This is a genomic window from Paenibacillus thiaminolyticus (genome assembly GCF_003591545.1).
GTDB classification, from domain to species: domain Bacteria; phylum Bacillota; class Bacilli; order Paenibacillales; family Paenibacillaceae; genus Paenibacillus_B; species Paenibacillus_B thiaminolyticus_A.
Genome location: NZ_QYZD01000001.1, coordinates 88981 through 108804, shown reverse-complemented (window position 1 = coordinate 108804; position 19824 = coordinate 88981). Strand labels below are relative to the sequence as shown.

The 19824-nt window shown below is 53.3% G+C and carries 23 protein-coding genes and 1 pseudogene; 14 read left to right on the top strand and 10 right to left on the bottom strand.

All coding sequences use genetic code 11. The features are described 5' to 3' along the window. Positions 1-3: 3 nt before the first annotated feature. A complete protein-coding gene (locus DQX05_RS00545) occupies positions 4-1809 on the bottom strand; it encodes a sensor histidine kinase (protein WP_119789976.1) in 1806 nt (601 codons plus the stop codon). A 25-nt stretch (positions 1810-1834) separates the two neighbouring features. Further along, positions 1835-2578 carry a helix-turn-helix domain-containing protein gene (locus DQX05_RS00540; RefSeq protein WP_119789974.1) on the bottom strand — a complete coding sequence of 248 codons (744 nt, stop codon included), beginning with the start codon at positions 2576-2578 and terminating at the stop codon, positions 1835-1837. A gap of 115 nt (positions 2579-2693) precedes the next feature. On the opposite strand from DQX05_RS00540, the gene DQX05_RS00535 reads away from it, so the two are divergent. Further along, a complete protein-coding gene (locus DQX05_RS00535; RefSeq protein ID WP_119789972.1) occupies positions 2694-4982 on the top strand; it encodes a glycoside hydrolase family 65 protein in 2289 nt (762 codons plus the stop codon). A gap of 55 nt (positions 4983-5037) precedes the next feature. Next, a complete protein-coding gene (gene pgmB / locus DQX05_RS00530; RefSeq protein WP_119789970.1) occupies positions 5038-5709 on the top strand; it encodes a beta-phosphoglucomutase in 672 nt (223 codons plus the stop codon). Positions 5710-6161: 452 nt separating this feature from the next. Here pgmB and DQX05_RS30180 read toward each other — a convergent pair whose 3' ends face one another. Beyond that, on the bottom strand, positions 6162-6440 hold the full coding sequence (locus DQX05_RS30180; RefSeq protein WP_147385139.1) for a hypothetical protein: 279 nt from the start codon (positions 6438-6440) through the stop codon (positions 6162-6164). On the opposite strand from DQX05_RS30180, the gene DQX05_RS31320 reads away from it, so the two are divergent. Then, positions 6420-6596: a hypothetical protein gene (locus tag DQX05_RS31320; protein WP_220483141.1), complete on the top strand. Its 177-nt coding sequence runs from the start codon at positions 6420-6422 to the stop codon at positions 6594-6596. The genes DQX05_RS30180 and DQX05_RS31320 overlap by 21 nt on opposite strands. After that, entirely contained in the window at positions 6536-6748 is a 213-nt protein-coding gene (locus DQX05_RS31315) for a DUF6054 family protein (protein WP_220483150.1), read from the top strand. The genes DQX05_RS31320 and DQX05_RS31315 overlap by 61 nt, the downstream gene beginning before the upstream one ends. Before the next feature lie 148 nt (positions 6749-6896). Here DQX05_RS31315 and DQX05_RS00520 read toward each other — a convergent pair whose 3' ends face one another. The 6 genes from DQX05_RS00520 to DQX05_RS00495 form a co-directional block, all read right to left on the bottom strand. Next, positions 6897-7610 (bottom strand): YebC/PmpR family DNA-binding transcriptional regulator, encoded by a 714-nt coding sequence (locus tag DQX05_RS00520; protein ID WP_119789968.1) that lies wholly within the window; start codon positions 7608-7610, stop codon positions 6897-6899. A 227-nt stretch (positions 7611-7837) separates the two neighbouring features. Further along, positions 7838-8332 carry a spore coat protein gene (locus DQX05_RS00515; RefSeq protein ID WP_147385138.1) on the bottom strand — a complete coding sequence of 165 codons (495 nt, stop codon included), beginning with the start codon at positions 8330-8332 and terminating at the stop codon, positions 7838-7840. 35 nt (positions 8333-8367) lie between these two features. Next, positions 8368-8613 (bottom strand): hypothetical protein, encoded by a 246-nt coding sequence (locus DQX05_RS00510; RefSeq protein ID WP_119789967.1) that lies wholly within the window; start codon positions 8611-8613, stop codon positions 8368-8370. Positions 8614-8687: 74 nt separating this feature from the next. Next, positions 8688-9332 carry a ribonuclease H gene (gene rnhA, locus DQX05_RS00505; protein WP_119789965.1) on the bottom strand — a complete coding sequence of 215 codons (645 nt, stop codon included), beginning with the start codon at positions 9330-9332 and terminating at the stop codon, positions 8688-8690. Positions 9333-9334: 2 nt separating this feature from the next. After that, the gene (locus DQX05_RS00500; protein ID WP_119789963.1) at positions 9335-9571 is read right to left on the bottom strand and encodes a DUF6953 family protein; all 237 of its coding nucleotides are present in this window, start codon (positions 9569-9571) and stop codon (positions 9335-9337) included. A gap of 12 nt (positions 9572-9583) precedes the next feature. Further along, a complete protein-coding gene (locus DQX05_RS00495; protein ID WP_119789961.1) occupies positions 9584-10291 on the bottom strand; it encodes a DNA alkylation repair protein in 708 nt (235 codons plus the stop codon). Between the two features lie 760 nt (positions 10292-11051). Here DQX05_RS00495 and DQX05_RS00485 point away from each other — a divergent pair. The 5 genes and pseudogenes from DQX05_RS00485 (at position 11052) to DQX05_RS00470 (ending at position 14561) form a co-directional block, all read left to right on the top strand. Further along, a complete protein-coding gene (locus DQX05_RS00485; RefSeq protein WP_119789957.1) occupies positions 11052-11561 on the top strand; it encodes a DUF4825 domain-containing protein in 510 nt (169 codons plus the stop codon). Between the two features lie 196 nt (positions 11562-11757). Further along, positions 11758-13065, top strand: a complete 1308-nt coding sequence (locus DQX05_RS00480) for an MFS transporter (RefSeq protein WP_119789955.1) — start codon at positions 11758-11760, stop codon at positions 13063-13065. Further along, positions 13062-13571, top strand: coding sequence for a ChbG/HpnK family deacetylase (locus DQX05_RS32770; RefSeq protein ID WP_310735634.1), 510 nt, complete (start codon positions 13062-13064; stop codon positions 13569-13571). Before DQX05_RS00480 ends, DQX05_RS32770 begins: the two co-directional genes overlap by 4 nt. Further along, positions 13510-14010 carry a ChbG/HpnK family deacetylase gene (locus tag DQX05_RS32765; protein WP_310735633.1) on the top strand — a complete coding sequence of 167 codons (501 nt, stop codon included), beginning with the start codon at positions 13510-13512 and terminating at the stop codon, positions 14008-14010. Before DQX05_RS32770 ends, DQX05_RS32765 begins: the two co-directional genes overlap by 62 nt. Before the next feature lie 112 nt (positions 14011-14122). After that, positions 14123-14561 (top strand): annotated as a pseudogene (locus DQX05_RS00470) (carboxymuconolactone decarboxylase family protein). An 89-nt stretch (positions 14562-14650) separates the two neighbouring features. Here the strand turns inward: DQX05_RS00470 and DQX05_RS00465 are convergent. Beyond that, positions 14651-15103, bottom strand: a complete 453-nt coding sequence (locus DQX05_RS00465) for an SRPBCC family protein (protein WP_119789953.1) — start codon at positions 15101-15103, stop codon at positions 14651-14653. Positions 15104-15376: 273 nt separating this feature from the next. Between DQX05_RS00465 and DQX05_RS00460 the strand changes: the two genes are divergently transcribed. From DQX05_RS00460 to DQX05_RS00445, 5 genes are all read left to right on the top strand, one after another. Continuing rightward, positions 15377-16744, top strand: a complete 1368-nt coding sequence (locus DQX05_RS00460; RefSeq protein WP_119790716.1) for an amidohydrolase — start codon at positions 15377-15379, stop codon at positions 16742-16744. Between the two features lie 315 nt (positions 16745-17059). After that, positions 17060-17374 (top strand): ChbG/HpnK family deacetylase, encoded by a 315-nt coding sequence (locus tag DQX05_RS32970; protein WP_119789951.1) that lies wholly within the window; start codon positions 17060-17062, stop codon positions 17372-17374. Continuing rightward, entirely contained in the window at positions 17313-17822 is a 510-nt protein-coding gene (locus DQX05_RS00450) for a ChbG/HpnK family deacetylase (protein WP_182914563.1), read from the top strand. Before DQX05_RS32970 ends, DQX05_RS00450 begins: the two co-directional genes overlap by 62 nt. A 257-nt stretch (positions 17823-18079) precedes the next feature. Then, positions 18080-18478, top strand: a complete 399-nt coding sequence (locus tag DQX05_RS30175; RefSeq protein ID WP_147385137.1) for a hypothetical protein — start codon at positions 18080-18082, stop codon at positions 18476-18478. Between the two features lie 111 nt (positions 18479-18589). Further along, positions 18590-19789, top strand: a complete 1200-nt coding sequence (locus tag DQX05_RS00445) for a hypothetical protein (RefSeq protein WP_119789948.1) — start codon at positions 18590-18592, stop codon at positions 19787-19789. Positions 19790-19824 lie beyond the last annotated feature (35 nt).

Genomic DNA, 19824 nt, shown 5'->3' with positions numbered 1-19824 from the left:
ATATCACCCTGCCGTTTCTTCGTTGATAACCGGAACCCGGATCGTCGCAACGGTTCCGCCCTGCTCCCGGTCTGTAATCCATAAGCCGTACTCCGTTCCGAAATGAAGCTCAATGCGGCTTCGCACATTGGCGATACCGATGGAATTGAACGGATCGCGCGGCCCATCCTCATTACGCGGCTCCTGTCCTTCTTCCGGAAAGCCGCGCCCGTTATCGGATACTTGCATCACCAGCTCATTCCGTTCCTTATCTTCATGTATCGAAATAATCAGGCTGCCTTTGTAGTCGATTCCGGTAAAGCCGTGGAACACCGCGTTCTCAACCAACGGCTGGAGCAAGAATTTTAAGGTTTTACAGGAGAGAACGCCGGGATCGATATCATAGGTCACCTCAAATTTGTTCATATAACGGTAATCGAGAATATTGGTATAATTCTTGATAAATTCCACCTCATCGGCAATCTTGACATAGTTGCCGCTCGTTTTTACGGTGAATTTGATAACCGACGAGAACGCATGCAGCGCTTCTTCGATTCCGGTGGCGCCCTGGATCTTGGCCATCCACGTAATCACGTTCAGCGTATTGTAAATAAAATGCGGCCGGATCTGGGATTGAAGGGCGATCATTTCCAGATCCCGCTTCTCTTCTTCCTCGCGGTAAATCCGCCCAATCAAGCCCCTTATCTCCTTCAGCATATTATCCACCGTATTGCTGATAATGCCGATCTCGCCATACTGCTTATCGAATTGCACATTGAGCTGGCCCTGGGAGACCAGCTTCATCTTGCTGTTCAAGTCCGAAAGCGGCTTCATGATCATGGTCGCAATCTGGGCCGAGATGAGGATGGACAGCACCAGCAGCAGGATGAGGCTGACCGCCATAATCCCTACCATGAGATAGACGATGGAGAACAGCTCATGCTTCGGAATGACGGTAACCGCCTTCCAGTTCGACAGCTTGGAAGAGGAAGATATGAGATAAGTATCCTTCTTCTCATGAGTCACCGTCTCTCCCGACAGCTCCCGGAACTGTTCCCCCAGTATTTTGGAAGCCGGTTGGCCGATCCCGTTCCGATCCTTGCTGTAGATGATGCGGTTGTCCTCGTCAATCAAATAAAAATTCGTGTTCTCCGTAATGGCGGAATCTCTCCACAGCGTCTTCAGCTTGTCAACGGATATGTTCAGCAGGATGAATCCCAGATCTTTTTTAGTATATGGATCAAGAATGGCTCTCCCGATCGACACGACCGGCTCCCCATGAGGCGACAGCAGCCGCTCCTGATGGATCCCGATAGGAACATAACCCCCGTGCTCCTCCTTAATCCTCCGGACGAACGGTTCGTGAATGAATTCCTTATCCAGGTAGGAGACGTTCAAATACTGGCTGTTGCTGCGGCCGATAATGACATGATCATTTTCGTGATAAATGATGACCGAATCGATCAGATCTGAGTACAGCATGATGCCGTTCAGGATCAAGCCGTTCACCGTGTCGAAGTCACGCCCCCGTTCCAGCATCGGGTACGGTTTCTTGCTGTATTCCTTGCGCATAATCTGGTGTATGGTCGATTCCTGGAGCGGGAACATGGACAAGCGCTGCAGCGGCTGCAGCGACGTGTCGATATTGTTCATAATCTGCCGGTTGTTCTCGACTGCGGCATCCAGCATCGTATTCCGGTTATTCTCCACATATACCCAGGACACAATGCCGCCGATCAGCAAGAGCGGAACGATAATAAAACAGGAAAATGCCGCGATTAACTTCTTTTCGAGGCTCCAATGCAATATTTTCTGCTTCAGTTTATTCATAGCTGATTCCTACTTTTTTTGAGGTTTACTTACCGGAATTGTCCCTGCGGAACTGCCTCGGCGTCATGCCCGTAAATTTTCTGAAGATCTGTGTATAATAACTTTGGCTGCAGAACTTGAACAGGAAAGCGATTTCGGAAATGGACTGATTCGTATAAATGAGCAGATGCTTCGACTCCTCCACCTTCTTCGCGTGAATGAACGAGGTGATGGACATGCCAGTCTCGCGCTTGAAGCGACCTGACAAATAACTCGGATGCACGCCAATATGAGCCGCGATCCCTTTCAAGGCAAGATCCTGGAAAATATGCTCCCGAATATAATGCACCGATAAATTGACAATATGCGAATAGGGCAACACTTCTTTCTCCCGCTGGATCGTAGCGATGAACTGCATCAGCATCTCGTACTCGAACAGGTTGAGCCGCTCTACGTCACTCATCCGCTCGATCTCCAGGATCAGCGTATCGCTCAACTGGAAGGCGGTCTCCGCATCGACGCCACCCTTGATAATCGCCCGGGTGAACAGTGTGCAGGAAGCAATCAGGGCATTCTTCCTGGAGCGCAGCGGATAGGAAGCCAGAACGGCGCCTTCCAGCTTGTTGATGCGGTTCAGCATATCGAGCGCCTTGGTCTCGTCGCCGAATCGGATCGCCTCCAGCAATTCTTGCTCATAATCGAACGGAGGATGAACATAATTATCCTGCAAATATTGCATGCGGGACGACAAGAAACTTGGCCGCTCCCCGGCATGATACGACTTGTTCATGCATCTCTCTCCATTTACCTAAAAATCTTGATAATAATCTGAATATTTTAGTATAATCTTATCCTTTTACGAAATAAAATTCAAATCATAATCACACAAGGGAGGCTTCGCAACCATGACCTGGACAATTTCCAACCGTGATTTGACATCGGACGCACTGCTCAATATGGAAAGTATCTTTGCTCTTGGCAACGGTTACTTGGGCGTACGGGGCAACTTCGAAGAAGGCTACGGGGAAGCCATGCCGACGATTCGCGGCACCTATTTGAACGCTTTTCACGATGTTATCGATATTCCTTACGGGGAGAAGCTCTTCGCCTTCCCGGATACGCAGCAGAAGCTGGTCAACCTTATCGACGCTCAGACTATCCAGATTTATGCCGGCGAGGAGGAAGAACCGTTCCGCCTCGATCAAGGCCAAGTGACGGCCTTCGAACGCCGCCTTCATCTGGACAAGGGATATTCTGAACGCACGGTGCGCTGGACCTCGCCATCGGGCAAGGAGCTGAAGCTGACCTTCCGCCGCTTGGTGTCGTTCATCCGCAGGGAACTGTTCGCCATCAACATCTTGATTGAGCCGGTCAACTTCACGGGCGGAATCAAGATTGTCTCGACGGTCAACGGCAATGTGACCAACTACACCAACCCGAATGATCCCCGCGTCGGCGCAGGCCATGCCAAGCGTCTGACCGTAGCGGACTTCGGAACCGAGGGCTCGTACGGCTATGTCGTGGACGAGACGATGGCGTCCTCGCTGCAAGCGGCCTGCGTGGCCTGCCACCGCTTCGACGGCGAAGCGAAGGAAGCTTGGGAAGCCGCATCCGGGCAGGTTGTCTATACGGCAACGGCCGATGTATCCGGTCCGGTGAGCTTCACGAAATACAGCATCTATACCGACACGCTGCGCCACGGCGACGGTCTGGTGAAGCAAGGCATTGCGCTTCATGAGCAGCTCGCGGCGCTGTCGTTCGACGATCTGCTTGCGGAGCAAGCGCATTATATGGAGAATTTCTGGAAGTCGGCAGATATCGTCATCGAGAAGGATGACAAGCTGCAGGAAGGCATCCGCTTCAATCTGTACCAGCTGCTTCAATCAGCCGGGCGGGACCGGCACAGCAACATCTCTGCCAAAGGCTTGAGCGGGGAAGGCTACGAAGGCCATTATTTCTGGGATACGGAAATCTATATGTTCCCGATCTTCCTCATGACCCAGCCCGAGATTGCAAAGCAGCTGCTGCTGTACCGCTATTCGATTCTGGATCAGGCGAGAGCGAGAGCGCGGGAGATGGGGCATCGCCAGGGCGCGCTGTTCCCGTGGCGCACGATCGCAGGGACGGAATGCTCGTCCTTCTTCCCGGCAGGCACCGCGCAGTATCATATCAGCGCCGATATCGCTTATAGCTATATTCAATATTATGTGGCCGAGCTGGACAACGAGTTCCTGCTCTCCTACGGAGCCGAGGTGCTTATCGAGACAGCCCGCCTCTGGGCGGAGATCGGGCATTACCATCAAGGGGCCTTCCATATCGACGAGGTCACCGGTCCGGACGAGTATACCTGTCTGGTCAACAACAACTACTATACGAACGTGATGGCTAAGCATAACCTGAAATGGGCGGCCAAGAGCTGCGCTATCCTGCAATCTTACGATGCGGCGGGGCTGAAGGCACTGTGCGATCGTCTCGGCGTCACTTCCGAGGAAATCGAGGCATGGGAGAAGGCCGCGGAGGCGATGCTGCTTCCGTATGATGAAGAGCTGGGCATCAACCCGCAGGATGATACGTTCCTGCGCAAGGCGGTCTGGGACTTCGAGAATACGCCGAAGGACAAGTATCCGCTTCTGCTTCATTATCATCCATTGACCATCTACCGCTATCAGGTCTGCAAGCAAGCGGACACGGTGCTGGCGCATTTCCTGCTTGAGGATGAGCAGGATCTCGACACCATCCGCCGGTCTTACGATTATTATGAACGGATCACAACGCATGACTCTTCCTTGTCCTCCTGCATCTTCAGCATTATGGCTGCCAAGATCGGCGACGTGGACAAGGCATACGACTACTTCATCGAGACAGCGCGCCTCGATCTGGACAATACGCATGGCAATACGAAGGACGGCTTGCACCTCGCCAACATGGGCGGCACGTGGATGTCGATCGTCTACGGCTTCGCCGGAATGCGCCTGAAGGAGAGCGGGCTGTCGCTCGCGCCGGTCCTGCCGGCGGCATGGGAGCAATACGCCTTCCGCCTTACGTTCCGCGGACGCCTGATCGCCGTGCGCGTCGCCGGCAATGGCGTCACGCTTGAGCTGCTGGAAGGCGACAAGCTGGACATCGCCTTGTACGGCGATTCGGTAAGCCTGGACAAGACCGGGGCGGTTCATCTTCCGCTTGGCGCCAAGTAAATAAGTAAGTAGGACAACGAAGAAGAAACCGGAACCTATGGGAGGAGCGATAACGATGAATCAGACAAGTTCGATGCAGGCTGTCCTGTTCGATCTGGATGGCGTCATTACGGATACGGCCGAGTATCATTATTTGGCCTGGAACGCGATTGCTGAAGAGCTGGGAATCCCGTTCAGCCGCGAATTCAACGAGAATCTCAAAGGCGTCTCGCGCATGGATTCCCTGAAGCTCCTGCTCAGCCAAGCGCCAACGCCGCCATCCTATACGGATGAGGAGATGGAGCAGCTCGCGGATCGGAAAAACAAGCTGTACCAGGAGTTGATCGATAAGGTGACGCCTGCCGACCTGCTGCCCGGCATTGCGGACTTCATCGCTGACATTAAGCGGCATGGCGTGAAGATGGGGATCGCCTCCGCCAGCAAAAACGCCCAGGCGGTCATCGGCCGCCTCGGCATCGCGGATCAGTTCGACGTCATCGTGGATGCCGCGAAGTTGAAGAACAACAAGCCGGATCCGGAAATCTTCCTGACCGGCGCCGCCGCGCTGAACGCCGATCCGAAGTACTGCATCGGGGTCGAGGATGCGGTCGCAGGCGTGGACGCCATCAAGGCCGCGGGCATGTTCGCGGTGGCCATCGGAAGCCCGGCCGCCTTCCCGCACGCCGATCTGGTGCTGGAGAACACCTCACAGCTCCGGTTCGAAGACTTGGCGAAGCGGTTCTCGTAAGCCGCGATATTTCACGTGAACAGGCAGAGACATCCGTCTCTGCCTTGTTTTGTATAATTGCTTGAACGGAACAGGCTGTCCCATTGGTTGCGGGCGCTCGCTCATTGGTTGTGGATGCTGTCCCATTGGGCCCTGGACCATTGGTCGTGCAGAAGATGCAGCGAAAGACGGGATAACCGGGAAGATACAAACAGGAAGACAGCGGCAGGGAAAGCTGTAGGAAAAGCAGCAGAAAAAGTGCCGGGGGAAGCGGCGGAATATGGATGATGTTGTGAATCAGACAGATAATGTAATGAAGTCAGATGGATAATGTAATGAAGCCAGATGGATAACCGGTGGAATCCTGCGTCACTGCAGCAATTTACGCTCTTTGAGCCGATTTTTTATTCAATTCCTGCAAAAGTACATTATTCTCGCCGATTCTGCTTTCTACCTCTTTCAAATTGCCGAAATTAATGCGGTTCTGCAGGAATTCCTGTCACGGAGTAAATGTCATAAGAGAAAGCTGCATATTTGCAGTTTTCGGCAGTTTGAGCTTTGAGAATCAGGGGCTGTCGCATACAGAGCTTGTGAAGCCAACACTCATTCCAGCCCATTCCATTGGACATTTTGTGCCCTCGTTTCTCCAGTTCAATATGTTGGGATGAAACATCGATTACCGCTTCATCGTATGAACAGATATACGCCAGTAACATGAAGGAGGCGCCGCGATGAGCAATATCAGCTTTCACGTCAGCATCCCACCCGGGAAGGCTCTGGAATTGGTCAAGGACAATCAAAATGCCAATCTGGTTCATGAGGAATATCATGAAATGCCAAAGGGGACATTCATCGGCACGCAAGTGTACGAAAGTACTATTTCCGCTCCAAAAACAGGGCAGCATTAGTAGTCATTATCAATAACCTCTACGGGCGAACCCACGTCCGCGCGATCTCGACAGGAAGCTCCGAAGGGTTGTTTTTCAATATCGATTGGGGTGCGGCATCGAACTTCACTTCTTCCATTGAGCGCATACTGGAGGAGTATATAATCAAATAAAAATGCACCCCCTAGAATTCATCGGATAACCTAGGGGGTTCCAATGTCTATTCTACGGGGTGCACTTCAGACATGACCCATACCCGGGAGGAGGGCTTGTCTCTTCTAAGCAGTGCGTCTCATTCAGCGTGCCTTCCGCGGCAAGCTTCTATTGATCGACGTTGTGATACACCTGCTGCACATCGTCCAAATCTTCCAAGGCATCAATCATTTTATCAAATTGCGCCTGCACGTCTTCCGGAAGGGCCACATAGCTTTGCGGCAGCATCGTCAGCTCGGCCACAGTGAATTCCGAAGTGCCCGCTTCACGCAGCGCATTCTGAACCGCATGGAACTGATCGGGCGCTGCATAGATGATGACCACCTCGTCCTCTTCGAGGATATCGCGGACATCCAGATCCGCATTCATCAGAGTCTCCAGCACTTCCTCGGCGGTCTTGCCTTCCAGGCCGATGACGGCCGTCTGATCGAACATATAATTGACCGATCCGCTGACACCAAGGCTGCCGCCGTTTTTGTTGAATGCGGCACGCACCTCGGACGCTGTCCGGTTCACGTTGTTGGTCAATGCGTCGACAATCACCATAGTCCCATTCGGACCGAAGCCCTCGTAGCGAAGCTCGTCATAGTTTTCATCCGAGCCGCCCTTGGCCTTCTCAATCGCACGATCAATGATTGCTTTCGGCACATTGTATGTTTTGGCGCGCTCAACTACAAACTTCAAGGCTTGGTTTGATTCGGGATTCGGCTCCCCCTGCTTCGCAGCCACATAAATCTCTCTTCCGAATCGGGCATATATACGACTCGTGTTAGTATCCTTGGATGCCTTCTTTTCCTTAATATTATTCCATTTACGCCCCATCTGTACTCGCTCACTTTCCACATTGAATGTCCACAATCATATTTATAATAATATCTCTTCGCCGAATCTTGAGCAACAGTGGTCACAAAGCACCAGTAAAAATTTGCGGATGGATGTGGGCCTATTCCGGCGCAAGCAACGGCAGCGTTCAGAAGCAAGCCCGCTACATAGTGAAAGACTCTTTTCCCGGTAAAACAGAAAAAGAGCCTTGAGGCCACCTGCATCATTCACATCGACAATGCCTTGTTGGCGTTTTTCATATCGTTCTCCAGCAGCTTCGGCAGGTCGTACGAAGGATAATATCCGCGATCCAGCATAAAATGAAACACCTTCGCATGCAGGTCGATTGCGGCATTGAGCTGCTTCTTCAGCGTCTGTCGCAGCGACGGAGTCGATGTCTCGGTAATGCCGATCGCGTAGCTCCGGACCGATGTCTTGCAGAAGCCAAGGAGATGCCCGGCGTAAAATCCGGTCATATCCGCTCTGTCTCCCATATGACGAACAAATGCAGGGGCCATCGGATAGTAACCGATCAGATCCTTCAAGTTGTTCTCCATTGCATAGATCGCATCCTCATATAATGCGCGCAGCTTCGCATCCTTGACGTCGTCTATCATCATTTTGAACGCCATCAGATGGTTTGCCTGGAACGCCGTCAACTCGTGCATTTCCATCGTCTCATGCCAAGCCAGATGCTTCTTCCGTTCACTCTCAGCCAACATAATCCCCCCACCTTCGATTATGGGGTAGCATATGCCTATATTGGGCGGGGCGTGCCTGCCCATTCCGGCGGGTGGGCCTGCCATTCCCAGAACCGCTCAACGACCTTCTCGTCGCCAATCCAGGCCAGAGCGAGAAGAATGGCTTTGCGGTTGTCCGCATCGACTCCAATGGATTGTAGGCCGCCGGGTATGCATCCGCCGCAATATTTCCACCGGATCCGTAATCCCTGTATAGACGTCAATATCCTTGCGGTTCTCCCGGATACACGCCTCTTGCTCAAGCCGGAGAAGCTCCTGGCGGCACGGCACAGATGCCGCCCGTCTTACTCTGCCGTGCCGCCAGGACTGGATCTCCCTATTTCCGGCCGTAATCCGCTTTGATCTCGCCCCATGCCTTCGTGTCCCATTTCAGCACCTTATTGTCATAGGTGTTCGTCTGGAGCCAGCCAAGCGCCCGATCCACGAGATTCCAGATCTCCTTCGTCGACTCATTGCGCTCCAGGGTGGTGGCCACCTTCTTCTCCCGGACCCATTTCATGGCTGTTCGAGAGTCGCTGTACACCGTCTGGTTACTTCCCTTCCGCTTCAAATACGCCAGCGAGTGGACGATAGCCAGGAACTCTCCCAGATTGTTGGTACCGTTCGGAACCGGACCGACGGCAAACAACACCTCGCCCGTCCGGGTTGACACGCCGCGGTACTCTACCGGCCCCGGATTGCCTCTTGTGCCGACATCGACAGAGATGCTGTCGTAATCCACCTCTGCCGGCGGGGCGCTGGAAGCCGCGCCTCCCCGGGCTGACGAGCCTGTCCCGTCCTTCTTCTTGCCCCAATGCTTCTGCCAGCCGTCCCGATAGGCCTGCTCCGCCGCGGCCTTGGAAGGAAATGATTTGTATTTGGCATCTTTAAAGTTATCCGTCTGCGCCTTGCATTCCGCCCAGCTTGCATAAACGCCTGGACGATGTCCGGCCCATACGACGTAATATTTTGCCTGTGCCACGATTATGTCCACCCCCAGCAGAAGCCGTCCCGATCCCAGGCAATCCGGCCGCGGTGCAGCTTCCGGAATGCCTTCTTCACTTCCTTGTCCAGCGACGCATTGCCCCTCTCATTCACGAATACGAACGCTTCGCCGAAATGAGCGCGCACATACGCAATCACATCGCTCTGATGGACGGCTCCCTTCGCCTGAATCTCGGATACCATCCATTCCGCCACCTGCTGTGCGGTCGCTTCCATCCTGTCCACTCCTTAACAAATACAAGTCTTCTTCCGGGTCCCCAGCTTGCTGGCGGCCACCGTCTTCTCGATATAAGACACGGCATCCGGCACCTTGCATGCGGTCTGCCCCATATGAACCTGCACCTTCCCGATCGCCCCGGCCACCTGGACTGCCTCCTCGTGCAGAGGCCGGACATAGGAGCCGACGACGATCACGAACATGTTCATCGTATAGCGCACCCGATTCTTCTCGCTATGAATCGTGGCCGCAATCTGCTGTAGAAGCCGGCGGATCTCTTCGAGATCCAAGTCTTCATCCTGCGTCATCGAGATATAGTTCGCATACGTGCTCCAGCCGCAAGTGGCGATCATCTCGTCGTCCGATTTCATCCATTCCCGGGCCAATGCAAGGGCATGCGGACTTTCTGCCGCTACCCCCGCCACCGTATACTCCGCAAGCAAGTACCAATTGGCCCGCTTCGCCCAAGCCTGCAGCGTCTCCCTGTCCATCGTCTTCGGGTTTACCGTCAGCCCGGCCAGATACATCGCATCACTGTTGCCCGTCTCGTATAACGCCCGGGCGAGCGCTTGATCCTTCTTCACATCTGTGACCAGCTTCTTCAGGTCCCCCACCTTGACGCCGAACAGGGGCTCCTGGGCTCCATGCCGGAGGAACGTTTTTTTCGTCTGCTCCGACCCCATCGCCTCCAGCTTCTGCAAGATGTCTTCTACGGTCATGCGCTTCACCTCTCGGGCAGAATGATTATGCGTGTATTATATCATGCTATCAAAAAATAAATCTTTACAAAAGTAGAGTTTGATACCAGCGTTAGCGGTGCGTATTTATTCCAATATTACCCTCAAATGGACCCCTATTCCGAAAGCCATTGCATCCGGAATACAGTCCTGCCGCAGCATACATAGCAAAGTTTTTATGGACGCTAGTGTAAACATTACATAAGGGAAGCGTCTTAGCTTCCATACGCTCCGATTCCGACATACTCCGTGTGCGGCATAAACCGATACTTATGCTCTCTTGCCTAACTCCAGCAGCGATTCCATCTCATCATCGCTTAGGTTCGATCCATGCTTCGGTATAATTTGATTAGCTGGCCAGCTTTCAAATATATCACTTTATTCATGAAGTTCTCATTGGTGATGCGTACTAAGAAGATAGTAAACAAATCATTATTGGCACTATTGTCCGTACCTGTTCTTACCTTGTCCATGGGCATCTTTAATACAGTTCTGATATGAGAATCGGATGATTCAACATATATACGCGGGCAACATAAATCGTATTTTGGGGCCAGGTTGCCGGGGGAATCGCGGCACTATTTTTCTAATTATAGTATTATTTATAATTAATCGGATTATTGTGCTAGTCATCGCTAAAGGCTACACGTCCAAAGATATTCTGACTTTGCTGAAGACGAACAAGGAATTCGAATGACGCCATCCTTCGAAATCGAGGGCAGACGAACAGGGAGGATCATCGATGAAAGTGAGCAGACTTTTGATTTTTTTATTTGTCCTATTGTTGACGCTCGCGGGGTGCGACTCGAACAGCCGTAGCGCAGGCGCTGTAGACAAAGACATTTTCCAGTACAAAAATTCTTATATCGGCGATAACAGCGCCATCGGCAGCATTCTGGGGATACTTCCGCAGAGCGACCGATTGAAGCAGTTCTCGCTGAGCACGGCCGAGAAGCCTTACCGTATCACGTTGCAGTATAATGAGGCAGCTTCTCCGATGAGTGAAAGTGAGATTCGAGAGACCGTCATTTTCAACGCTACCTTTTTGTTCGCCTTGGTACAGAATGTCGACCAGGTCCACCTGGAGCTCGAGGGCCAGAGCTACCTCATCACCAGAGAACAATTGCAGAGCTGGTACGGCAAAGAGCTGGATCAATTCGAGAACGAACAGGATCTCAGAAATTTGACGCAGGAGTTCATACCGGATAAAGACAAAGTGGATCAGTTATTTGCGAAGCTGCAGCAGCAGTGACAGCGGGGAAAGAGCCCGCAGGCCGGCCCGCGAAAGCGCGGACCGGCGGCTGCCGCCCGGCAGGGTCAATCTCATTCTAATTCGCGCTCCGGCCGCATACATACGTAAGTAGCGGATTCATTCAACGCCGTATGGGAGCGCTTCTGCCAACGTTCCATGAGACGGCAGACAGTTCCCAAGAACGGAGGAGCTTCTGATGCGCGGAACGTGGCGCAATTCCCCGCTGTCCTACGCGCTCGGCATGTTCGCGATGATGGTGCCGACACAAGCCTTCAGCGCCTTCTACAGCTACTATTACGTCGAGAAGCTGGGGCTCGGCGTCGGGCTGGCTACGCTGGCCCGCACGATCTATTTAATCTGGGATGCCGTCAACCAACCGCTGTTCGGCCATTGGTCCGATCGCACCCGAACGCGCTTCGGGCGGCGCAAGCCGTGGATCTGGGCTTCGATCCCGCTGTTCATGATGACGTTCTGCATGATCTTCGCCGTGCCGCAAGGCTTGGCGCAGCACCAGAACAGCCTGTTCCTCTGGTTCCTCGTTGCGCTCCTGCTCTTCGAAGCGGTGTCGACCGTCATCTGGGTCAACTATGGGGCGCTGTTCCCGGAGCTGTTCCGCGGGGAACGCCTCCGGGCGAAGGCCTCCGCAATCCAGCAAGGCTTCCAGATCGCCGCTATCCTAATCGGCTCCGCCCTGACTCCGATTCTGTTCGCCGTGATGGGCTTCGGCTATATGTCCCTGGTCTACGCCCTTCTCTTCGCCGTATTCATGCTGCTGTGCATGGGTTCCGTCAAGGAAAATATGAATATTCAGCAGGAGCCGCAGCTCCCGTTGAAGGAAGCGTTCCGCGAGACGCTGAAGAATCGCGAATTCTGGATGTTCAACATCGCCAACTCGTTCGCCCAGACCGTAAATGGCCTCGTCAGCTCCATGATCCCCTTCTACGCAAAATATGTGTTGGCGATTCCCGAATCTCAGGTATCCCTGCTGCTGGCATCCGTCTTCGTCTCCGTCATCCCGCTCGTCGCGGTCTGGTACTGGATCGTCAACCGGCTGGGCGGCGTCCGCAGCTGGCGGCTTGCACTGGCCGTCTACGGGCTGTCCGTCATTCCGCTCTGGTTCGGCAGCGGCCTGGCCAGCGGCATCGGCGCCGGCATCATTGTCGGATTCGGCTTGGCTGGCTTCCTCGTCACGCCGCCGGTGCTGGGCAGCCAGATCATCGATCGGGATTACGCGAAGACGGGACAGCGCCGCGAAGGCGTCTATACGGCGGTCGGCGGCTTCATCATCCGCTCCAGCGGTCTCATCTCGGCCCTCTCGTTCTGGGTCGTCGGCCTGTTCTTCGGTTATGTGAGCGGAGAAAACCCGGGACCGAACCCGGAAGGGACGTTCCGGGTATTGATCAGCGTCGTCCCGTTCTGCCTTCTGGCCGTCGCCTTTCTCTTATCCCTAGCCGTGAAGCAGAATGATCACCCCCATTCTTGGGGAAGGAGCCATTCGTCATGACTCAACGCCATATTCGCACCCGACTCATCCTCAATTGCGACGATTTCGGACAGAGCCTGGCAGCCAATCAGGCCATCATGCATCTGCTGGAGGAGCGCACTGTGTCCTCGGCGACGATAATGCCTCCTGCTCCCGCCTTCGCGGAAGCGGCGGACTGGTGCCGGCGAACCGGCCAACGGAACGTCGGCCTGCACCTCACGCTGACCAGCGAGTTCGACGGATACCGCTGGAGCGGTCTGACCGGGGGGCTGTCCCTGCATGATGGGTCTGGCTATCTGCGCGCCACCGTCGAAGCGTTCGAACGAAATGCAAGCACCCGGGACGTGAAGAGAGAGCTGAACGCCCAATACGAGGCCGTCCGCGGGGCCGGCATAGACATCTCCCACGTCGACAATCATATGGGCAGCCTGTACGGTATGGCCACAGGCAGAAGCTTCCTGCCTTATGTGCTGTGCGCGCTGCTCCCGTTGGGGCTTGCCCTTCCGGCTGTTCCGGCGCATCGATGAGCGGGATCAGCTCCTTGCCTCGATCGCTGGGGCGCCGCAGACCTTGCGGAAAGTGGTGGCGCTCGCTGATGCGCTTGGCGTCGCTCTGCCCGATTACCTGCTCTCTCACCCGTATCATGTCGAGGTAGGGGAGACCTATGACAGCTTCAAGCGGATGCTGATCGGCAAGCTGTACGTTCTGCCGGAAGGCATCGTCGAGACCTATATTCACCCAGGGGTGGAAGATTGTTACATGGCAGCGCGTATTCCTTCTTGGGAAAAGCGAGTATGGGAGTACCGGCTGATGCTGGACGATGATTTTGCCTATGCGAGGCGTGATGCTGGGGTGGAACTGACCGATTACCGTTACGTGCGGAAGACGCGGAGACCGGTCAGGCTTAGAGGAGCGCTGCGCCTGCTCGCCCTGCTTCTCCCTGAATCCAGGAACGGAGCCAAGTGAGAAACGCGGACAAATACGATAAAATACGCTCGTTGTGTCACAAAATATTCGTCTCTCTCGTCTTAAAGGTGAACGGCCTGAGAAGGCAATCTATTCGATGGAGGAGATTCGAATGATGCAGAGACCGCAAATGAATGTAACCAACCCCGAGGCCTACCAAGCGATGGGGCAGCTCGAAAAATACGTTGCTTCCTCGGGACTGGAGCCGCGCCTGCTGGAGTTAATCAAGATTCGGGCTTCCCAGATTAACGGCTGCGCCTTCTGCCTCGATATGCATACGAAGGACGCTAGGAAGCTGGGAGAGTCCGAACAGCGCATCTATACGCTTCCCGCGTGGCGCGGAGACGCCTTATTTCACTCCGCAAGAGCAAGCCGTGCTGGCGTTGACCGAGGCCGTTACCCTGGTGGCGGAGACTCATGTGCCGGATGACGTCTATAATGAGGCAGCGCGGCATTTTGAACCGGCCGAACTCGGCAATATCATTATGGCGATCATCACTATCAACGCGTGGAACCGCATTGCGATCGCAACGCGCAAGATGCCCCAGTAACGATTGGTCTGTTATATAGGAAAAGAGCACCGCGAAGGCAGATGCTCTTTTCCCATGTAAGGCTCTCTTTTCTCATGCAATGCGGCAGGTTACCACCCGAGATCCAGCGTTCTGCCCGTCTCGGCCAACGTCTTGACGTTGGATAGAATCATCCACCAATGGGCTTTGGCATTCTGATAGGAAGGATGGTTCTCCTGCCATTGATCGTTAACAAGCGTAAGCTTCGTGCACTGGCCAACCGTCTCCAGCGTGAAGGTGATTCTCGTCTCCAGTTCGGCGTGGTTGCTGTTATAGGACGGGCCCGGATGCTCCGTTCCGCTAAACGCCTTGTTCGGCTCATACTGCAGCACGGTGCCATACACGTGGACCGTCTCATCGCCATCATTACCCGGTCCTACGTATTCGTACGTATCCCCGACCTGGAACGTAGACCGAAGTTCGCTGCCAAAAAAGATTTGGCGCGTCCCTTCCGGTGACATTAATGTATTCCAGACCGTGTCGACAGGGGCGCCAATATAGAACTCGTATTTCAAATCTTCCAATTCACTCACTCCTCTGCTCTCAGGGAGAAGGCTCCCTCTCCATATCGTGCCGCGATAGTAGCTTCTTCCGTTGAGCAAGGATTGTAAAAATGCGACAAGCTGTCTGCCGCTCCCGATCTTTACCAAAAGCGAACATTATATCTTTTTAATTCTTGAAACGTTCGTGATTTAATTGACATCGAGTCGGTTAGACTGGTATCGTAAACAAGTAATGAAGTGACCTGATCGACCATGACGATAAACATTTGCAGAAGCGAAGAGAGGGATTATCCGGTGAGACAAGTATGGTTGAAGAACGGCTGGATATTGACGATGGATGGAGAGCGCCGCGTCTTCCAGAACGGCGATGTGCTGATTGAGAACGATCGCATCAAGGCGATAGGCGCAGTCGATCCGTCCGAGGTGCGGGCGGATGCGGAAGTGGTAGAGCTGAACGGGAAGACGGTCATGCCGGGGCTTATCAATACGCATGTGCATACGATGCAGCAGCTCGGCCGCGGCATTGCCGACGATGTCGATCTGCTCACCTGGCTATACAAGCGCGTCTTCCCTTATGAGAGCTGCATGACCGAGGAAGAAGCGTATCTGTCCGCGCTGGCTTGCAGCCTGGAGCTCATCCGTTCGGGCGTGACGACGTTCGCGGAGGCGGGCGGCAAGGAAGTGAACGGCATCGCCCGTGCGGTGCAGGAGGCAGGCATTCGGGCCGTGCTCTGCCGCGCGACGATGGATATGCCGGAAGGGCTGCCGGATCCATGGCAGGAGTCGACGGAGCATTCGCTCGCCGTGCAGGAAGAACTGTTCGATCGCTGGCACGGCAAGGCGGACGGGCGCCTGCGCGTCTGGTTCGGCCTTCGCACGATCTTCAACTGCTCGGACGAGCTGATTGTGCGCACGAAGGAATTGGCCGATCGACACGGGGTCGGCATCCATATGCACGTGGCGGAGATTCCGGAGGAGATCCGCTTCGTGGAGGAGCAGCGCGGCCGCACGACCGTAGAGCATCTGGCTCATCTCGGCGTGCTCGGCCCGAATATGCTGGCCGTTCACACCGTATGGATGACGGATCGGGAGATCGATCTGTTCCGCCTGCACGATGTGAAGGTATCGCACAACCCGGCGGCCGCGATGCGCGTGCTCGGCTTCGCCCGCATTCCGGAGATGCTGGAGCGCGGCATTACCGTATCCATCGCTACGGACGGCGCGCCATGCAACAACCGGATGGATATGATCGACGAAATGCTCCTGACCGCGCTTATTCACAAAGGCCGCACACTCACCCCGACGAAGCTGCCGGCCGTGCAGGTGCTGGAGATGGCGACGGTCAACGGAGCGCGCTGTCTCGGGTGGGAGGATGAGATCGGATCGCTGGAGGCAGGCAAGAAGGCCGACCTTATCATCATTAATCCGCGCAGCGCAGGCGTGCTGCCGGTGCATGATCCCGTATCGACCCTCGTCTACGCGATGCATTCCAGCAACGTCGAATCGTCGATGTGCAACGGACAATGGATTATGAAGGATCGCCGCATTGTCACCCTGGATGAGGACGCGATTCTCGATCGCGTGCAGGACACGGCTCGGGCGATCGTTCAACGCGCGGGCATCGAGCTGCCGCACCCTTATCCGGTCACCAAAGTACGTTAATTAGGGACACGGTTAACATTGGAGCCGCCATTTTCTCGTTTTTGAGACATGGCGGTTTCATTACCCCGATCCTTGGCTCAATCGAGGCACCTCAGCCGAGATACTCGCTTTCCTTGGTGATCTCCGTTGTCGTCTCGTACCTAATTACGAGAAAGCTTCTTCGCCGCTTGGAACGAAAGCATACGCTGTAGCCATCGAGGAAACGCCCCGATATCGCTTATGAGCCAACAGTTCCTCGCAGTCAGGGATTCGTAGCGTGAACTGCGCACTCTTAGATGAGCCCCCACATACAATAAGAGCATGTTCATCTCGTGAATGAGGGGGAGCCCAGCCTTGGCTAAATATCTGATTATGAATGCTGATGATTTAGGATACTCCGAGCCTGTCAACATAGGAATTATGGAAGCCCATTCCTTCGGAACCGTAACCAGCAGCTCACTCCTGGCAAATATGTCGGCATTCCAGCAGGCTGTCGGGTGGGCGCTGCGTACTCCGTCGTTAGGGGTGGGCCTACATTTCAATTTAACCTGCGGAACCGCCATCGCTCCCCCTGAGTGCATTCCATCCCTTGCGGGAATGGGACGGCAGCTTCTCGGGAGAGCGGCACGCCTGGAGAGAGGCGGAGATTGAAGTAGAGCTGACTCATCAGTACAACAAGCTGGTCACCGCCGGAATTATGCCTACCCACCTGGATTCCCATCAACATATACATCTTGAGGTTCCCCCAGTATATGCCGTTATGAAGTCGTTCGCCCAGCAGAGGAACATCCCGATACGGCTGCATCCTTGGTCCAACGACCCGATCAGGCGGCCCTTGCGCACCGATCGTCTCATCATGGATACGTATGATGCCGATGACGGCCTGACCCGGCTCCTGCATCATATTCATCATTTGCACGAGGGAACAACCGAGATCATGTGCCATCCCCGGTACCTTGAGGAACCTCATCTGCTCCGCATCGAACCGGAAGCCAAGGATGGGGAACTCCGCGCCTTGACCTCTCCGATTCTGCGATACGCCATTCGAGTGCAGCGCATTCGCCTCATCCACTTTGGGCATTTGGCCAAAGTGTCATAGATTGAGAGAGAGGCATACGAATGGTATGCCTCTGCTTGTGCTTCAGGTGCAAGGCTGGGTACCCCGGCGTGTTTCAGCGGCATCTGGTGACTTAGGGGTTTCATCTGAAGCGCTTAAATTTTTATTACATATGAACCTACTATGTGGTAATATATGTATCGGGTTGTATTAGTACTACTAATTCGGCCGAATACTGGTAGGAACACCATGGGAAAATCACTTGCAAATCACCTAATAACTGATTAGGAGTGATTCTCTTGAAGCTTAACCGCAGAAAGTGTTTAACTCTTGTAACTACTGTGCTGACAGCATCGATGTTATTTGCTAGCGGGGCTTATGCCAAGTCATATACGACTGGTAAAGCCGGAAATAATGATACTTCTGGCAGGGTAACAATTTACAGCGACAGCGCCTCAGGACAAACTTCATGTGGAGGCAGCAATTGCTACTCTCATGTTAAAGTAACTTACTACTACAAGCATGGAGATGCAACCGTGACTCGCTCTTCAACAGCTTCGGCTTATGAGAAGCAGCCCGGAGTCTCGGCTACCGCCAAAGCACAATACGTGCCTGCATTGTCAGTATCCGCATCTGCAGAGCATAAGGCGGAAGTAGGTTCTGCTACATGGGAAGATACTACGTCGGTTAACTACTAGTAATATTTCACATTAATGATTTAGCCTTGGGTGAGGGGAACGGATCACTTTCCCCAAGGCATTATCTCTTTATCGTCTCATAACTGCAATATCTAGAGAAAGGATACCGTGATGAAGAAATACATTTCCTTTACCCTGCTACTATGCCTGATCCTTGCATCAGGGTGTTCCAGTAAGACATTTCCAGGCGACAATGAATATCACTTGGATTGGGATTATCCATTTATGTTCCATGAACAAGGATATGGTTTGAAGATAACCCGATCAGAGACGGGATATTACTTCCTTCATCAACAACTTATTTATTATATGGACAAAGAGAGCACAAAGCCCATTCTTCTGGATAATCGTCCTGACAATCAATGCATGGATATTCCGACTACAGAAAACTGCTTCGCGTTCGTTCCATTTTCATCATCCAATCCGCCTCAGTTTTTACAATATTATGATACACATCTGTATGTGTTAGAAAGCTACTTGGATCGAGAAAGCAAACGCTCGAGGTTCGATAATACTTGGACGCTCGTCAGGCTAGATCCGGACGGACAAAATCGAAAAGTCATCAAAGCCTTTGAAGCCGCACCGAGATCACTGGCCATTCACCGGGGCTTTCTTTATTATACGACGACAGACGGGAGCAGAGAGAATGACCTGGAACTTAATGTTTTCAAAGCGAGCCTTGATAATTTGAAGCAAGATCCCGAATTGATTTATCACGCATCTGATAAAGTGAATGAGATAACCGATATCATTCCATATGGAACGCAATTATACTGGCTCGTATTTAACGAGAAAGGCTATGAAACCCAACGATACGATCTTCAAAGCGGCCAGGTAACAACATTGTGGGATCGCGGAGATGGGGGATTATCCAGCTTACGCAGCATCGCTAATAACAGGCTGTACTTCTCTTATTTCTATGGAGATCCGCTGGACAAGCGGACGCATAAGAAATACTCGTCTGACCTGGAAGGGAAAGATATCGAAGAAGTTACGATCGATCATCCCCCTATCATTTCCTATATTTACAAGGATTCGTCATATACTTATATCCAGCCTATAGGCGGATATGTCCATGCGTATGCTCCAGACATCCCGGTTCAGCTATCGATTTTCAAAGATAATACTCTGGTCCATAAGATCGATTTCTCTCCTTTTTCTAAACATATTGAAATGGTTCCAGGTGATGACCGCTATATGTTTGCCCATAACGAGCAGTCGGATAAGAGTTCCATCTTGTATTTGGACAAACGAGAGATTGAGTCAGGCCAGGCTACATTAAAACCTTTGTTGGAGACAAAGCTTCGTTAATCCCTATTGAATGCCATTAATGCAAGGAGTTCCTC

Coding starts and splice junctions, on each gene's coding strand:
- DQX05_RS00515 (WP_147385138.1), bottom strand. CDS start 8,332: ATGTTGGCTGAGAGTGAACGGAAGAAGCATCTGGCTTGGCATGAGACG.
- DQX05_RS00535 (WP_119789972.1), top strand. CDS start 2,694: ATGACCTGGACAATTTCCAACCGTGATTTGACATCGGACGCACTGCTC.
- DQX05_RS00540 (WP_119789974.1), bottom strand. CDS start 2,578: ATGAACAAGTCGTATCATGCCGGGGAGCGGCCAAGTTTCTTGTCGTCC.
- DQX05_RS31320 (WP_220483141.1), top strand. CDS start 6,420: ATGAGCAATATCAGCTTTCACGTCAGCATCCCACCCGGGAAGGCTCTG.
- DQX05_RS00500 (WP_119789963.1), bottom strand. CDS start 9,571: ATGGAAGCGACCGCACAGCAGGTGGCGGAATGGATGGTATCCGAGATT.
- DQX05_RS00520 (WP_119789968.1), bottom strand. CDS start 7,610: ATGGGGCGTAAATGGAATAATATTAAGGAAAAGAAGGCATCCAAGGAT.
- DQX05_RS00495 (WP_119789961.1), bottom strand. CDS start 10,291: ATGACCGTAGAAGACATCTTGCAGAAGCTGGAGGCGATGGGGTCGGAG.
- DQX05_RS32770 (WP_310735634.1), top strand. CDS start 13,062: ATGACTCAACGCCATATTCGCACCCGACTCATCCTCAATTGCGACGAT.
- DQX05_RS32765 (WP_310735633.1), top strand. CDS start 13,510: ATGTGCTGTGCGCGCTGCTCCCGTTGGGGCTTGCCCTTCCGGCTGTTC.
- pgmB (WP_119789970.1), top strand. CDS start 5,038: ATGAATCAGACAAGTTCGATGCAGGCTGTCCTGTTCGATCTGGATGGC.
- DQX05_RS00545 (WP_119789976.1), bottom strand. CDS start 1,809: ATGAATAAACTGAAGCAGAAAATATTGCATTGGAGCCTCGAAAAGAAG.
- DQX05_RS00485 (WP_119789957.1), top strand. CDS start 11,052: ATGAAAGTGAGCAGACTTTTGATTTTTTTATTTGTCCTATTGTTGACG.
- DQX05_RS00445 (WP_119789948.1), top strand. CDS start 18,590: ATGAAGAAATACATTTCCTTTACCCTGCTACTATGCCTGATCCTTGCA.
- DQX05_RS00480 (WP_119789955.1), top strand. CDS start 11,758: ATGCGCGGAACGTGGCGCAATTCCCCGCTGTCCTACGCGCTCGGCATG.
- DQX05_RS32970 (WP_119789951.1), top strand. CDS start 17,060: ATGAGGGGGAGCCCAGCCTTGGCTAAATATCTGATTATGAATGCTGAT.